At 62.8% G+C, this 15608-nt stretch carries 15 protein-coding genes; 11 read left to right on the top strand and 4 right to left on the bottom strand.

What is annotated here, in order from left to right:
• Positions 1-91 precede the first annotated feature (91 nt).
• Positions 92-613, top strand: coding sequence for an SET domain-containing protein (locus NCS67_RS12990; protein WP_075583516.1), 522 nt, complete (start codon positions 92-94; stop codon positions 611-613).
• Positions 614-663: 50 nt separating this feature from the next.
• On the opposite strand, the gene NCS67_RS12985 is transcribed toward NCS67_RS12990, so the two are convergent.
• A complete protein-coding gene (locus tag NCS67_RS12985) occupies positions 664-2118 on the bottom strand; it encodes a sensor histidine kinase (protein WP_175979872.1) in 1455 nt (484 codons plus the stop codon).
• A gap of 80 nt (positions 2119-2198) precedes the next feature.
• The gene (locus NCS67_RS12980; protein WP_008352418.1) at positions 2199-2885 is read right to left on the bottom strand and encodes a response regulator transcription factor; all 687 of its coding nucleotides are present in this window, start codon (positions 2883-2885) and stop codon (positions 2199-2201) included.
• A 178-nt stretch (positions 2886-3063) separates the two neighbouring features.
• On the opposite strand from NCS67_RS12980, the gene NCS67_RS12975 reads away from it, so the two are divergent.
• On the top strand, positions 3064-3294 hold the full coding sequence (locus tag NCS67_RS12975; RefSeq protein ID WP_008352420.1) for a DUF3717 domain-containing protein: 231 nt from the start codon (positions 3064-3066) through the stop codon (positions 3292-3294).
• A 249-nt stretch (positions 3295-3543) separates the two neighbouring features.
• Entirely contained in the window at positions 3544-4050 is a 507-nt protein-coding gene (locus NCS67_RS12970; protein ID WP_008352422.1) for an Lrp/AsnC family transcriptional regulator, read from the top strand.
• On the opposite strand, the gene NCS67_RS12965 is transcribed toward NCS67_RS12970, so the two are convergent.
• Complete coding sequence (locus NCS67_RS12965; protein WP_008352423.1) at positions 4005-4538, bottom strand: class IV adenylate cyclase; 534 nt, start codon at positions 4536-4538, stop codon at positions 4005-4007. The two genes, NCS67_RS12970 and NCS67_RS12965, sit on opposite strands and share 46 nt — an antisense overlap.
• Before the next feature lie 106 nt (positions 4539-4644).
• Positions 4645-5547 carry a LysR family transcriptional regulator gene (locus tag NCS67_RS12960; protein ID WP_008352425.1) on the bottom strand — a complete coding sequence of 301 codons (903 nt, stop codon included), beginning with the start codon at positions 5545-5547 and terminating at the stop codon, positions 4645-4647.
• 131 nt (positions 5548-5678) lie between these two features.
• Here NCS67_RS12960 and NCS67_RS12955 point away from each other — a divergent pair, with 131 nt between their 5' ends.
• The 8 genes from NCS67_RS12955 (at position 5679) to NCS67_RS12920 (ending at position 15589) form a co-directional block, all read left to right on the top strand.
• Complete coding sequence (locus NCS67_RS12955) at positions 5679-7355, top strand: GMC family oxidoreductase (protein WP_250435356.1); 1677 nt, start codon at positions 5679-5681, stop codon at positions 7353-7355.
• 348 nt (positions 7356-7703) lie between these two features.
• Positions 7704-8483 carry an ABC transporter ATP-binding protein gene (locus tag NCS67_RS12950; RefSeq protein WP_008352429.1) on the top strand — a complete coding sequence of 260 codons (780 nt, stop codon included), beginning with the start codon at positions 7704-7706 and terminating at the stop codon, positions 8481-8483.
• Positions 8480-9241 carry an ABC transporter ATP-binding protein gene (locus tag NCS67_RS12945; protein WP_008352430.1) on the top strand — a complete coding sequence of 254 codons (762 nt, stop codon included), beginning with the start codon at positions 8480-8482 and terminating at the stop codon, positions 9239-9241. Before NCS67_RS12950 ends, NCS67_RS12945 begins: the two co-directional genes overlap by 4 nt.
• A gap of 78 nt (positions 9242-9319) precedes the next feature.
• Positions 9320-10540 carry an ABC transporter substrate-binding protein gene (locus NCS67_RS12940; RefSeq protein WP_008352431.1) on the top strand — a complete coding sequence of 407 codons (1221 nt, stop codon included), beginning with the start codon at positions 9320-9322 and terminating at the stop codon, positions 10538-10540.
• A 96-nt stretch (positions 10541-10636) separates the two neighbouring features.
• The gene (locus tag NCS67_RS12935; protein ID WP_008352432.1) at positions 10637-11521 is read left to right on the top strand and encodes a branched-chain amino acid ABC transporter permease; all 885 of its coding nucleotides are present in this window, start codon (positions 10637-10639) and stop codon (positions 11519-11521) included.
• A complete protein-coding gene (locus tag NCS67_RS12930; RefSeq protein WP_008352433.1) occupies positions 11521-12492 on the top strand; it encodes a branched-chain amino acid ABC transporter permease in 972 nt (323 codons plus the stop codon). The genes NCS67_RS12935 and NCS67_RS12930 overlap by 1 nt, the downstream gene beginning before the upstream one ends.
• Before the next feature lie 520 nt (positions 12493-13012).
• Complete coding sequence (locus tag NCS67_RS12925) at positions 13013-14179, top strand: ABC transporter substrate-binding protein (RefSeq protein WP_250435355.1); 1167 nt, start codon at positions 13013-13015, stop codon at positions 14177-14179.
• Between the two features lie 237 nt (positions 14180-14416).
• Positions 14417-15589: an ABC transporter substrate-binding protein gene (locus tag NCS67_RS12920; RefSeq protein WP_008352435.1), complete on the top strand. Its 1173-nt coding sequence runs from the start codon at positions 14417-14419 to the stop codon at positions 15587-15589.
• Positions 15590-15608 lie beyond the last annotated feature (19 nt).

Genomic DNA, 15608 nt, shown 5'->3' with positions numbered 1-15608 from the left:
GCGCCGGGAGTGTAGGATACCGGTGTGTTGGACGCGAGCGTTCAACGAGCGAACGCGGCGGCATCGAAGCCACCGCGTTTTTTTTGTCCCGATGTTCATCCCCGATCGCGCGGGAGCGAAGCGTTATTTAAGGATTCGTTCGATGAGTTCACGCAGGGTCACCGTTCGCCGCTCCGGCGTGCACGGTAAAGGCGTGTTTGCCGTGAAGCCGATCGCCGCCGGCGAGAAGGTGATGGAGTACAAGGGCGAGCGCATTTCGTGGAAGGAAGCGCTGCGCCGCCATCCGCACAATCCCGACGAGCCGAATCACACGTTCTACTTCGCACTCGACGATGGCCGCGTGATCGACGGCAAGATCGAAGGCAACAGCGCGAAGTACATCAATCATTCGTGCGCGCCGAATTGCGAGGCCGAGGAAGTCGAAGGGCGCGTGTTCATCCACGCGCTGCGCGACATCGAGGCGGATGAAGAGCTGAATTACGACTACGGTCTCGTCATCGACGGCCGCATCACCAAGAAGCTCAAGAAAGAATACGAATGCCGATGCGGCGCGAAGAAATGCCGCGGCACGATGCTCGCGCTGAAAGAAGAGAAGGCGAAAAAGAAGAAGTAAGCCGCGCTTAAGACCGGACAGAGCCACGGACCGAAACCCGTGGCTCTTTTTTATTCCGCCGCCGGTTTGTCTTCCTTCAGCGGCATGCGCACGATGAAGCGCGCGCCGCCTTCGGGCGCATCTTCGTAATGCACGGTGCCGCCGTGCAGCACCATGATGTCGTGAACGATCGCGAGTCCGAGGCCCGCGCCGCCTTCGACGTTTTGCCCGTCGCCGCGGAAAAAGCGCTTGAAGAGATCGCCTTGCTGATCCGGCGGCACGCCTGGTCCGTTGTCTTCCACGACGACTTCGCCGAAGCGCCGGCCGTTCGCGTCGCTCCATTCCGTGACCGACATCGTGATGCGCGCGCCTTCGATGCGAAACGGCGGAATGTACTTGAGCGCGTTGTCGATCAGATTCGCGAGCACCTCACGCGCGAGCACGACATTGCCGCGCACGATCAGCGGATGTTCGTTCTCGGGATCGTCGAGGCGCTGAAAACCGAGATCGACGTGTGCGGCGAGGGCGCGCGGCACCCATTCCGCGCCGGTTTCGAACGCGAGCGCGGCCAGATCGAAATCGGAAAAGCGCGCCGCCTGTTCGCCCGGCTCGGCGCGCGCGAGCGAAAGCAATTGATTCGACAGCCGCACCGCGCGATCCGCCGATGCGCGCAACTCCTTCACCGCTTCGACGGCCTTCGCGGGATCGCGCGAACTGAGCGCCTGCTCGGCGTGCAGCTTGACCGCCGTCAGCGGCGTGCGCAGTTGATGCGCGGCGTCGGCGATGAACTTGCGTTGCGCATCGAGCGCGCTTTGCAGGCGCACGAGCAGGCCGTTCATCGCGCTCGTGAGCGGGCGGATTTCGCTCGGCACGTAAGTCTCGTCGACAGGTTCGAGCGAGATGTGCGTCTGCTGATTGAGCGCGTCGGCGAGATCGGTGAGCGGGTTCAACTGCTGATTCACGACGCGCCACACGATCACCCATCCGGCGAGCAGCAGCAACAGCAGTGGCATCATGATCGCGATGAGAAATTCGACCGCGATCCGATATCGCGAACCCACGCGTTGCGCCACTTCGACGACGATCGGATTGCCCGTCGGCTGCGGCACGCGCACTTGCGCCGCGCGCACGGAGACGCCCTCGAAGTGCGTCTCGAAGACGTACGCGTAGTGAATGCGCCGCACGTTGGTGCCGGTGAGCGGCAGATCGGGTTCCCCGGCGATTTCCTCATCGCCCGTGCTGATGCGGTAGATGAGTTGCTCGACGGGATCCGAGAACATCGCCTGCGCGAGCGGCGGCACGGTGACGGGCGCATCGACGCCGGCGAGCTGGATCTGCTTGGAGATGGCCGTCGCGAGATCCGCGAGCGAGCGGTCGACGACGTGCTGCGTGTATTGCCACGCGAGCCAGTAGGCCATGAGGCCGGACATCAGCGCGAGCAGGGACAGCGGCGCGGCGAGGCGGCGCAGGAGCGTGCGCCGCAGACTCGGCGGCGCCGGCGTCTCGGCGGCTTTCGACCGCGCCAGATCGAGCCAGTCTTCGCGGGCGAAACGCTGGTCGCCCGCGCGGCGAGTGGGAAATCGCAAGGCGTTTTACGGCAGAAGCGTTACGCCGCTTGCCGGATCTCCTGAAGCAGATAGCCGAAGCCGCGCACCGTCACGATTTCCACGCGCGTGTTCTCGAGTTTCTTGCGCACGCGATGCACATACACTTCGATGGCCGTATCGCCGAGATCGCCGCCGAAGTGCGTCAGATGATCCTGCAACTGCGCCTTGCTCACGACGCGGCCGTGACGCAGCAACAGCATTTCGAGCACGGCGAATTCGCGCGGCGAGAGTTCGAGCGGACGCTCGTCGTTGAAGATGCGGCGATCGACGCCCGATAGGCGCAAGCCGCCGAGCGACACTTCGGGGCGTGGCACGTCGCCGTGCGGGCCGCTGCGTCGCATCACCGCGCGGATACGCGCTTCGAGTTCCTGCGGCTCGAACGGCTTCAGCATGTAGTCGTCGGCGCCGCTGTTCAGGCCTTGCACGCGGTCGTGCAGTTCATCGCGCGCGGTGAGGATGATCACCGGCGTGTGACGATTGCCCTGGCGGAAACGCGAAAGCAGCGTCATGCCGTCGATGCCGGGCAGGCCGAGATCGAGAATGACGAGCTCGTGGCGGTTCTGCGCGAGCGCCTGTTCGGCGAAGATGCCGTCGTGCACCATGTCGACCGTGAAGCCGGATTGTTCGAGGCTGCTTTGAATGCCGCGCGCGATGGGGCGGTCGTCTTCGATCAGAAGGATTCGCATGGAGTCGCTCAAGTACAATGGGTTGAGCTCTAGCGGGCGGGGCGGTCGGCGGCATGGTCACATGCGCGGCGTGCGGCGCGGGCTCGAGCCGGTTCAAAACTCACATCTCATGCGGCGTGCGCGACCTGTTTTTCTGAAGCCGCGAGCGGCCGTACACCGAATGTATTTCTGCCCGGACATGGCTGTCATCCCGATCCACGAACTCGAAGCCGCGATCAACTACTGGCGCGGCCGCTCCCCGTCGAGCGGCGACGAACTCAGCCTCTGCAAGGAAGCGAGCGCGCTGTCCAGGCCCTATGCGCTGCTGATTGTACAGCGTCAATCCGGGCTGCCGCCCGAGCAACTGGACGACGAGGCTCGCGCCGCCTGGGAAGCTTACGAGCGCTTCAGGAATGGTAGTCGAGACTGAAAGGTAACTGACGATCGAGCTTTCTATTTGCTGTTTTAAGGCTTGCGTTTATCCCGAATTAGCGTCTTTCCGTATGAAATCCGGCCTTTCGCGGTGTCATGGTTGGTAACATGGGCGTTACCTTGTTTGCCGCTGCAAGGAATTCGTAAAACGCGCGCGAAACGGCCCCTTTGCGCAAAGGGTTTGTGAGGGCACCCGCTGGCATGCGATAAAGTCGCATTCATCACGGCTACCGCGCATATCCGCCTCATGCTCGAACTCGATCATTTCGACCTCGCCCTGCTCGACGTGCTTCAACGCTTCGGGCGCGCGACGCATCAGCAACTGGGCGAGCAGGTGCCGCTTTCGCCGTCGCAGATCGGGCGGCGCCTGCAGCGCCTCGAAGCGACGGGCGTGATCGAAGGATATCGGGTGGTGTTGCGGCCCGAAAAGCTCGGCCTGGGCGTGACGGCGTTCACGAGTTTGAAGCTGAAGCATCACGGCGATTCGATCATCGAGCAGTTTCAGCAGCAGATCGAAATGCTGCCCGAAGTGCTCGAATGTCACGCGACCGTCGGCGATGCGGATTACCTGCTGCGCATCGTCGCGCCCGATCTGAACGCGCTTTCAGGCTTCGTCATGAAGAAGCTGATGCGCGTGCCGGGCGTCGACAGCGTGCGCTCGAACATCGTGCTGACGACGTTCAAGCGCAACGGTCCGCTGCCGCTTTCTCATCTCGCCGACGACGACGCCTCGGGACTGAGCAAATCGACGTAAGCGAGCGGCACGAGATCGGTCTGCGCCACGCCGAGACGCGCGAACATCGCGTGAGCTTCTTCTTCGCCGCCGGCTTCGTCGTCGTCCTGGCCGAGCACCACTTCCAGCTCGATGAAATCGCCGAGACCGTCCACGCGGTCCAGATGAATGCGCGTGCGCCCGACGAGAAACACATGCCGTTCCTTCGAGACAATGCCGCGCGTCGTCAGCGCCTGCGCGAGCAGCGCGTGCATCGCCTCGGGATTCGTCACCGGGCTGCGCGTGTAATACGAGACTTTCGGGCCGTCGCGGTCGTCGCGCTGATAAAAGATCAGCTCGGATGGCGTGCCGTCGTCGAACTGGCGCAGCTTGAGGCGTCCGGTCGGCACGTCGTAGAAGAAGTCTTGCTGGCGGAAAACCAGCGGCGCATCGGGGGCGAGCGCGGCCGCGCGTTCGCGCAGTGCGTCGAACTGATGCGCGCGCGCCTTGATTTCGATGTTGCGTGCCATGAAGACTCCTCGAACACGGTTGGATGTAAAAAAGCGAGCGCCCAGCCTAGCAGACGATCGATGAAGCGCGCTTGAAAGTCCTTGCCCGCGAAGTCGGGATTTGCCCTCAGACGGACCATTGCGCGTCGATCAACCGCAGCGCCGCCGCGATCGCCGGTTCATCGCGACGTTCCGCGAGCGCGACGAAGGACAACTGCGTCGGCACCGTGACGCCTTCGACGATCGTCAGCGCGTGTGCGTGCGCCTGCGCCAGCGCGATCGAATCGCGCGCGAGCGACAGACCGACGCCCGATTTCACGAGATCGAGCATCGACGGCTCCTGATCCACTTCCGCGACGACGAGCGGCATCGCGCCCGCCTCGCGGAAGAGGCGCGACAACAGCCGGTTATGCGCGGATTCCTGCGGCGTCCAGATCCACGGCAGCTTGGCGAGCGCGGCCCAGTTGCGCTTGCCCTTGTTGACGCGGTTGTGCCAGCCCGCCGGCGCAAGCACGCGATACAGAAATGGCGTCAGCCTGACGACGTGAAAGCGCTCGCCGTCGCGCGTGCCGTCGACGGCCGGATCGCCGATGTAATAGCCGACGTCCAGATCACGCGCCCTCACGCGCTCCAGCACCCAGCCCGACATGCCGTGCCGCAATGACGTCTCGATGCGCGGATGCGTCTCCACGAGCTGGCGCAAAAATCCGCCGAGCCGCAGAAACTCGGGATCGAGAATCGTGCCGATGCGCAGCGTGCCGCTCACTTCGTGACGCAGCGCAGCAGCGGCGCGCTGCACGTCGGCGGCGGCTGCGAGCGCGCGTTCGGCGTGCGGCAGGAGCGCTTCGCCATCGCGCGTCAGCAAAAGTCCGTGCGACGTCCGCGAAAACAGGACGACGCCCAGCATCTCCTGCAGATTCTTGATCTGCAGGCTGACGGCCGGCTGCGTCAGATGCAGTTGCGCCGCCGCGCGCGTGAGGTTGCCTTCGCGTGCAACGGTGATGAAGGCGCGCAGAAGAATGTAGTCCATCGGCTGATATTAAAGCTTCTTATATCCCAGTTGAACATATCTGATTGGATTCGCAAGCGCATCCCGCAGTACGCTCGGTTGATCTGCAAGCCAAAGACGCCGCACAAGACGGCGCGCCACGGAGACAAGCGATGAAACAGAACGCGCGCAAGCTGGAAGGTGAATTCGACTACATCGTGGTCGGCGCGGGCACGGCGGGTTGCGTGCTCGCGAATCGCCTAACCGAAGATCCCGACGTGAACGTGCTGCTGCTCGAAGCGGGCGGCAAGGACGACTATCACTGGATTCATATTCCGGTCGGCTATCTGTATTGCATCGGCAATCCGCGCACGGACTGGCTTTACAAGACGCAGGCCGAACCGGGCCTGAACGGACGCGCGCTGTCGTATCCGCGCGGGCGCGTGCTCGGTGGATGCTCGTCGATCAACGGCATGATCTACATGCGCGGCCAGCGCGAGGACTACGACGACTGGGCGCATGTCAGCGGCGATCCGAACTGGTCGTGGGATTCCGTGCTGCCCATCTTCAAGCGCAGCGAGGATCATCACGGCGGCGGCAACCAATGGCACGGCGCGGGCGGCGAATGGCGCGTCGAGAAGCAGCGTCTGAAGTGGAAGATTCTCGAAACCTTCGCGCAGGCCGCGCAGCAGAGCGGCATTCCCGCGACCGATGACTTCAATCGCGGCGACAACACGGGCGTCGGTTATTTCGAAGTGAATCAGCGCGGCGGCATTCGCTGGAATGCGGCGAAGGCCTTTCTCCGTGAAGCGATGAAGCGTCCGAACCTCACGACGATCACCGGCGCGCACACGCAACGCCTCGTGTTCGAAGGCGCGCGCTGCGTCGGCGTGGAGTATCGCGGCGGCGATGTCGATTACATCGCGCGCGCGCGATGCGAAGTGATTCTCAGCGCGGGCGCGGTGAATTCGCCGCAGATTCTCGAACTCTCGGGCATCGGCAATGGCGCGCGTCTGCAGCGTCTCGGCATCGATGTCGTGAAGAGTCTGCGCGGCGTCGGCGAAAATCTGCAGGACCACTTGCAATTGCGCATGGCGTACAAGGTCAACGGCGTGCGCACGTTGAACACGTTGTCCGCGCATTGGTGGGGCAAGCTTTTCATCGGCATGCAATACGCGCTGTTGCGTAGCGGCCCGATGTCGATGGCGCCATCGCAGCTCGGCGCGTTCGCGAAGTCCAATCCCGACGATGCATCGATCAAGCGCCCCGACGTGCAGTATCACGTTCAGCCCTTGTCGCTCGAACGCTTCGGCGAACCGCTGCACGCGTTCAATGCGTTCACGGCATCCGTGTGCAATCTGCGGCCGACATCGCGCGGCAGCGTGCATATCGAATCGCCCGATGCCCATGCGGCGCCGCTGATCGCGCCGAATTATCTGTCGACGGACCGCGACCGCGAAGTCGCCGCGAATGCGTTGCGCCTCACGCGGCGCATCGCCGGCGCGCCCGCGCTCGCGCGTTATGCGCCGGAAGAGATCTTGCCCGGCATTCAGTTTCAGACGCAGGAAGAACTCGTCGAAGCGGCGGGCAAGGTCGGCACGACGATCTTTCATCCGGTCGGCACATGCCGCATGGGCACGGACAACGATCCGGGGGCGGTCGTCGACAGCCGCCTGCGCGTGATCGGCGTGCGCGGCCTGCGCGTCGTCGATGCATCGGTGATGCCGACGATCACATCGGGCAATACGAATTCGCCGACGCTGATGATCGCCGAGCGCGCGAGCGACATGATCCGCGAAGACCGGCGCAGCATCGAAGCGCAGGAAGTGATCGCGACGGCGCTCGCGTGACGTGATGAATGACGTATGCATGACGCGCGCATGACGCTCGATCAGTCATCGCTTATTTGCGCCCTGCATAAGCATTCCCCATGCCCCCATAACGTGCATGCGGCGGGACTCCAAGCAAATCGTTAGTAAGTGCAAATCCCAATGATTGCGCTGCATCATTGGCGCGACAATGGCCCCGGAATTAGTGATGCTCGGCATGCCACGTGCACACTTTGTGCGGCCGCAACAGCGACGCGCGAAGCGAAGCAGTACCGGAATGGAGACAACGTTCGGGTGCGCGCGGAAAGAAAAAATAAGGCGCAGGCGAACAGAGTTTGCCCCAGCGTCTCACTTCGCATGGAAGGGGACATGATTCTCGGCGACACCATTCTTGAAACGCGAGGACTCACGAAGGAATTCAAAGGCTTCACGGCCGTGAATGGCGTGAACCTGCGCGTTCGCCGCGGTTCGATCCATGCGCTGATCGGACCGAACGGCGCAGGCAAGACAACCTGCTTCAACCTGCTCACCAAGTTCCTCGAACCCACTGCGGGCCAGATCGTTTTCAACGGCACGGACATCACGCGCGAGCGGCCGGCGCATATCGCGCGGCGCGGCATCATCCGCTCGTTTCAGATTTCCGCCGTGTTTCCGCATCTGACCGTGCTGCAGAACGTGCGTATCGGCTTGCAGCGGCAACTGGGTACGTCGTTTCATTTCTGGCGCAGCGAGCGTTCTCTCGACGCGCTCAACGACCGCGCGATGGATCTGCTCACGCAAGTCGGCCTCACCGATTTCGCCGATACCAAAACTGTCGAGCTTTCGTACGGCCGCAAGCGCGCGCTGGAGATCGCGACCACGCTGTCGATGGAGCCCGAACTCATGCTCCTCGACGAACCGACGCAAGGCATGGGCCACGAAGACGTCGACCGCGTGACGGCGCTCATCAAGAAAGTATCGGCGGGCCGCACCATCCTGATGGTCGAGCACAACATGAACGTCATCGCGGGCATCTCCGACACCATCACCGTGCTTCAGCGCGGCGAAGTGCTGGCCGAAGGCAGCTACGCGGAAGTGTCGAAGAATCCGCTCGTGATGGAAGCCTACATGGGCAGCGCCGATGCGGCGCTCACCGGAGCGCATGCATGAGTACGATCGTGGAGGAGCGCCGCTCGCGCGAGGCGAACGGCGCGGCGGGCAATGTGCCCGCGCTGGAAATCTCGGGATTGCAGGCGTGGTACGGGGAATCGCACATTCTGCATGGCGTGGACCTCAAGGTGAACCGCGGCGAAGTGGTCACGCTGCTCGGCCGCAACGGCGCGGGCCGCACGACGACGCTGCGCGCCATCATGGGCCTGACCGGGCGCAGGACGGGCTCGATTCGCGTCGCGGGACACGAAACCATCGGGCTCGCCACACACAAGATCGCGCATTACGGGGTCGGCTATTGTCCGGAGGAGCGCGGCATTTTTTCGAGCTTGTCGTGCGAGGAAAACCTGCTGTTGCCGCCGCTCATCGGCAAGCAGAAGGACGCGATGTCGCTCGACGAGATCTATTCGATGTTCCCGAACCTGAAAGAGCGCCGCGCGAGCCAGGGCACGCGTCTTTCGGGCGGCGAGCAGCAGATGCTGGCCGTCGCGCGCATTCTGCGCACGGGCGCGAATCTGCTTCTGCTCGATGAAATCTCGGAAGGTCTCGCGCCGGTCATCGTGCAGACACTCGCGCGCATGATCCTCATGCTGAAGTCGCGCGGCTACACGATCGTCATGGTCGAACAGAATTTTCGTTTCGCGGCGCCGCTCGCGGACCGCTTTTACGTGATGGAGCACGGAAACATCGTCGAGCATTTCGGCGCGGGGGAACTCGAAGCGAAGATGCCGGTGCTGCACGAATTGCTCGGGGTGTAATCGATCCCGAACGCGGCACGCCGGAAAGAAGGGCAACACCAGTAACACCGCAACAAATCAAAACTCATGGAGACTGGAATGAAAAAGAAGACCCTCGCGCGCCTCTCTACTCTGTGCTTTGCGGCTGCGGCGGCGAGTGTGGCGGTGATGAGCACGAGCGCCAACGCCGCCGACGGCAACACCGTGAAGATCGGTTTCGTCACCGACATGTCGGGCCTCTACGCGGACATCGACGGCCAGGGCGGCCTCGAAGCCATTCGCATGGCGATCGCGGACTTCGGCGGCAAGGTGAACGGCAAGCCGATCGAACTCGTCTATGCGGATCACCAGAACAAGGCGGATATCGCGGCATCGCGCGCGCGTGAATGGATCGACCGCGACGGCGTGAACGCGATCATCGGCGGCACGAATTCGGCGACGGCGCTCTCGACCGCGCAAGTCGCGGCGGAGAAGAAGACGCCGTACATCAACATCGGCGCGGGCGCGGACAACCTGACCAACGAGCAATGCTCGCCGTACACGGTGCACTACGCGTACGACACGATGGCGCTCGCGAAAGGCACCGGTTCCGCGGTGACGAAGCAGGGCGGCAAGACGTGGTACTTCCTCACCGCCGACTATGCGTTCGGCAAGGCGCTCGAAAAGAATACGGCCGACGTCGTGAAGGCGAACGGCGGCCAGGTGCTCGGCGAAGTGCGTCATCCGCTGTCGGCGTCGGACTTCTCGTCGTTCCTGCTGCAGGCGCAGGGATCGAAGGCGCAGGTGCTCGGCCTCGCGAACGCGGGCGGCGACACGATCAACTCGATCAAGGCCGCGAAGGAATTCGGCATCACCAAGTCGATGAAGATCGCCGCGCTGCTCATCTTCATCAACGATATCCACAGCCTCGGGCTCGAAACGACGCAGGGTCTCGTCCTGACGGACAGCTGGTACTGGAACAAGGATGAGAACACGCGCAAATGGGCGCAGCGCTACTTCGGCAAGATGAAGAAGATGCCGTCGAGCCTGCAGGCAGCGGACTATTCCGCCGTGATGGCCTACCTGAACGCGGTGAAGGCGGCGGGCACGACCGACGGCGACAAGATCATGGCGCAGCTCAAGAAGACGAAGATCGACGACTTCTACGCGAAGGGCTACATCCGCGAAGACGGTTCGATGATCCACGACATGTATCTGATGGAAGTGAAGAAGCCGTCGGAATCGAAGGAGCCGTGGGACTACTACAAGATCACCGCGACGATTCCGGGCGATCAGGCGTTCGGCACGAAGGCGGAGTCGCGCTGCAAGCTCTGGAAGTAAGCGTTCGGCGGTGATTCAGCGCGTTCGCGAGGCGGGCGGCCAAGAGGGCCGCTCGGCCGCCGCAACCGCGTCAACACGTTTCTGACGGCAGGTTCAATGGAAATTTTCGGCATTCCACTCGCCGCGATGATGAGCCAGCTGCTGCTCGGGCTGGTGAACGGCTCGTTCTACGCGATCCTGAGCCTCGGGCTCGCGGTGATCTTCGGCTTGCTCAACGTCATCAACTTCGCGCACGGCGCGCTCTTCATGCTGGGCGCGATGCTCGCATGGATGGGCGCTTCCTACTTCAACGTCCCGTACTGGGCGATGCTCGTGCTCGCGCCCGTCATCGTCGGGCTGTTCGGCGTTTTCGTCGAGCGATCGATGCTGCGCTGGCTCTACAAGCTCGATCATCTCTACGGGCTGCTGCTCACGTTCGGCCTCACGCTCGTGATCGAAGGCGTGTTTCGCTCGATCTACGGTTCGTCGGGGCAGCCTTACGACGTGCCGTCGCTGCTGCAAGGCGCGACCAATCTCGGCTTCATGTTCCTGCCGAACTATCGCGCGTGGGTGGTCGTGGCGTCGCTCGTCGTGTGTTTCGCGACGTGGTTCGTGATCGAGAAGACGCGCGTCGGCGCTTATTTGCGCGCGGGCACGGAGAATCCGAAGCTCGTCGAGGCGTTCGGCGTCAACGTGCCGATGATGATCACGCTCACCTACGGCTTCGGCGTCGCGCTCGCGGCGTTCGCGGGCGTGCTTGCGGCGCCGGTGATTCAGGTGTCGCCGCTGATGGGCCAGTCGATGATCATCACGGTGTTCGCGGTGGTCGTGATCGGCGGCATGGGTTCGATCATGGGCTCGATCCTCACGGGTCTCTTGCTCGGCGTGATCGAAGGCTTGACGCGCGTGTTCTATCCGGAAGCGTCCGCGACGGTCGTCTTCGTCATCATGGCGATCGTGTTGATGATTCGCCCGGCAGGATTCTTCGGCAAGGAAAAATGATGCAGAGAAAAGCGCTCTACGGCCTGTTGCTGATCGGCCTGATCGTGGCGCCGTTCGTCGGCGTGTATCCGCTGTTCATGATGAAAGTGCTGTGCTTCGCGCTCTTCGCGGCCGCGTTCAATTTGCTGATCGGCTATACGGGGCTGCTGTCGTTCGGACACGCGATGTTCCTCTCTTCCGCGGGCTACGTGGCCGGCTACGCGATCCAGACGCTCAACTTCACGCCGGAGCTCGGCGTGCTCGCGGGCACGGCGGCGGCGACGCTGCTCGGTCTCGTCGCCGGCCTGATCGCGATTCGGCGCCAGGGCATCTACTTCGCGATGGTCACGCTCGCGCTCGCGCAGATGGTGTACTTCGTCTTCCTCCAGGCGCCGTTCACGCATGGCGAAGACGGTCTGCAAGGCGTGCCGCGCGGCAAGCTGTTCAACGCGATCGATCTCGGCAACGACATCACGCTGTATTACGTCGTGCTCGTGGTGATGCTGCTCGCGTTCGCGCTGATCGTGCGCATCGTGCATTCGCCGTTCGGGCAAGTGCTGATCGCGATCAAGGAGAACGAGCCGCGCGCTATTTCGCTCGGCTACGACACGTCGCGCTACAAGCTGCTCGCGTTCGTGCTGTCGGCGGGGCTCGCGGGTTTCGCGGGCGCGACGAAGACGCTCGTGCTCGGCTTCGAAACCCTGGGCGACGCGCACTGGACGATGTCCGGCCTCGTCGTGCTGATGACCCTCGTCGGCGGCATGAGCACGATGTTCGGCCCGCTGCTCGGCGCGGCGATCATCGTCGCGCTGGAAGACCGGCTCGGCGATATCGGCAGCGGCATCGCGCGGCTCACGGGCGTAACGTGGTTCAACTCGCTGGGCGAATCGGTGACGATCGTGACGGGCGTCATCTTCATCGCGTGCGTGCTGGCGTTCCGTCGCGGAATTGTCGGGGAGATCGTTGCGCGGGTTCGGCCGCTGCAAGGCTGAAGCGATTTACTTTGAATTGCGAATTAATTGGGGCTTCGCGAGAAGCGCGCTGTATTGCAAGAAATACGCCCCGTTGAGGTGCTTTTGTGCACCACTAGGGTAAATGCTAGGTTGCCGGGCACTGTTGCGTTCTTTAACATGCGTCCTAGTTCTGTTGCACCCAGATTTTTGAGGTGGAGAACGAGGAGACATGAGGCACGAAGTGCCCGACCGAAAAGCGCTGTTGGATGAGTCCAACAGCGCTTTTTTATTTGCCCGTCGATAATACGAATTAATCCCTCGACGGATTTAAGGCGGGGTTTTCCCGAGGGTTTAGGGATGCGTGCGGCGTCGTCGGAAAAGCGCTGAAAAAACAACGTTCGAAGCCCGGGAAGACCCTTCAAAACGCTTGCTGCCCGGCGCTTTCGTCCGCTAAACTGCATTTCCCGACCCGTCGGTCGGCGATTCGAAGCGGCGCGAATCACGGACATATCCGCAGGCGATTCTTTACGCATAAGCACGATTTACGGGGCGCAAATCAATGAAGTTGGCATTACGCGGAAAGGCGGTCGCAATGGCCGTCGCGGCATTATCGGCGGTAATCAGCAATCAGGTTTTGGCGGACGTGAAAATCGGCGTGACGGTTTCGGCAACGGGCCCGGCGGCGTCGCTTGGCATTCCCGAGAAGAACACCGTTTCGTTGCTTCCGAAGGAGGTCGCCGGGCAGAAGGTGGAATACATCGTTCTCGACGACGCCACCGATTCCACGCAGGCTGTGAAAAACGCGCGCAAGCTGACGAGCGAAGATCATGTCGATGCGCTCGTCGGCTCGACCGTCGTTCCGAACTCGCTCGCGATGACCGACATCGCCGCTGAAACGCACACGCCGATGATCTCGATGGCCGCAGCCGCGAGCATCGTCGAACCGATGGACGCGAAAAAGGCGTGGGTCTTCAAGACGCCGCAGAACGACATTCTGATGGCCACCGCGATCGCCCAGCACATGTCGAATCATGGCGTGAAGACGGTCGCGTTCATCGGCTTCTCCGATGCCTACGGCGAGAGCTGGTTCAAGGAATTCTCGAAAGCGGCCGATCTCGCGAAGCTGAAGATCGTCGCGAACGAGCGCTTCGCGCGCAACGACGCATCGGTGACGGGCCAGGTGCTCAAGACGATGTCGCAGAACGCGGACGCGGTGCTGATCGCGGGCGCGGGCACGCCGGCCGCGCTGCCGCAGAAGACGCTCAAGGAGCGCGGCTACAAGGGCAAGATCTATCAGACGCACGGCGTCGCCAATAACGACTTCCTGCGCGTGTGCGGCAAGGATTGCGAAGGCACGTTCCTGCCCGCCGGACCGCTGCTCGTCGCGGAGCAGTTGCCCGACAGCAATCCCGTGAAGCAGGCCGCGCTCACGTACAAGAAAGCGTATGAAGGCGCCTACGGCGCGGGTTCGGTGTCGACCTTCGGCGGTCACGCGTGGGACGCGGGCCTCATTCTGCAGCGCGCGATTCCCATTGCGCTGAAGAAGGGCCAGCCCGGCACGCCGGCGTTCCGCGAAGCGCTGCGCGCGGCCATCGAAGAGACGAAGAATCTGCCTGCATCGCACGGCATCTTCAACATGAGCCGCAACGATCACTCCGGACTGGACCAGCGCGCCCGCGTGATGGTGGAGATCGTAGGCGGCAAGTGGAAGCTCTCGGGCAACTGACGCAATCGCATGTGAACTGATTCGAGAAAAAAAGGCGCGTCGTTTCGAACGCGCCTTTTTTCTGCGTTGTGCAACGAAAGCCCCGACGAAGAAGAGGGCGCAACGGTCAGGGAAAACGAGCCTTGGCACGCAGTATCGCGGTAAATAGATTGGGGCGGCTCTTTGATTGGCCTCGAAAGTCGCATCGATAACAACTCGCAGCAACGCACCGCCAGTGTGCGCGTTTGGAGACAAGCAATGAAAACGAAGAAGGCATGGATCAAGACCGGCATCGCGCTCGCCATCGCGGGCAGCGTGTTCGCGGGCGCGGGCGCGGCGCTCGCGCAAGTGAAGATCGGCGTGACGCTCTCGGCGACCGGACCGGCGGCATCGCTCGGGATTCCCGAGAAAAATACCGTCGCGCTGTTGCCCAAGGAAATCGGCGGGAAGTCGGTCGAATGGATCGTGCTCGACGACGGTTCCGACACGAGCCGAGCCGTGCAGAACACGCGCAAGCTGATCGACGAAGATCACGTCGATGCGATCGTCGGCTCGACCGTGACGCCAAACTCGCTCGCGATGATCGACCCGGCCGCCGCGGGCAAGACGCCGATGATCTCGATGGCCGCCTCGGCCGCGATCATCTCGCCGATGGACGCGAAGAAAGCGTGGGTCTTCAAGACGCCGCAGAACGACGCGCTCATGGCCGATGCAATCGCGAGCTACATGGAGAAGCACGGCGTGAAGACCGTGGGCTTCATCGGCTTCGCCGATGCCTACGGCGACGGCTGGTACAACGTGTTCAACACGGCGGCCACGGCGCACAAGCTGAAGATCGTCACGAACGAGCGCTTCAACCGCACGGACACGTCCGTGACCGGCCAGGTGCTGAAGACGATGGGCGCGAATCCCGACGCGGTGCTGATCGCGGGTGCGGGCACGCCGTCCGCGCTGCCGGCGAAGGCGCTGAAGGAGCGCGGCTACAAGGGCAAGGTCTATCAGACGCACGGCGTCGCCAACAACGACTTCCTGCGCGTGTGCGGCAAGGATTGCGAGGGCGAGATCCTGCCCGCCGGTCCGGTGCTCGTCACCGAGCAATTGCCGGAGAGCAATCCGGTGAAGAAGTCGTCGGCGGCGTACAAGGACGCGTACGAGAAGGCTTACGGCGCGGGTTCGCTGTCGACGTTCGGCGGCCACGCTTGGGACGCCGGGCAGATGCTTCAGCGCGCGATTCCCGAAGCGCTGAAGAAGGGCCAGCCGGGCACGCCGGAGTTCCGCGAAGCGCTGCGCGCGGCGCTCGAAAACCTCAAGGATCTGCCGGTGTCGCACGGCATCATGAACATGACGCCGACCGATCACAACGGCTTCGACAATCGCGCGCGCGTGATGGTGCAGATCGTCGACGGCAAGTGGAAGCTGCTGAACGACTGATGTCGTGGAACGCGCCTTA

The organism is Caballeronia sp. ATUFL_F2_KS9A, assembly GCF_023630765.1.
GTDB classification, from domain to species: domain Bacteria; phylum Pseudomonadota; class Gammaproteobacteria; order Burkholderiales; family Burkholderiaceae; genus Caballeronia; species Caballeronia zhejiangensis.
The sequence above is the reverse complement of the archived record's forward strand: the minus strand, read 5'-3'. Positions and strand labels throughout refer to the sequence as shown.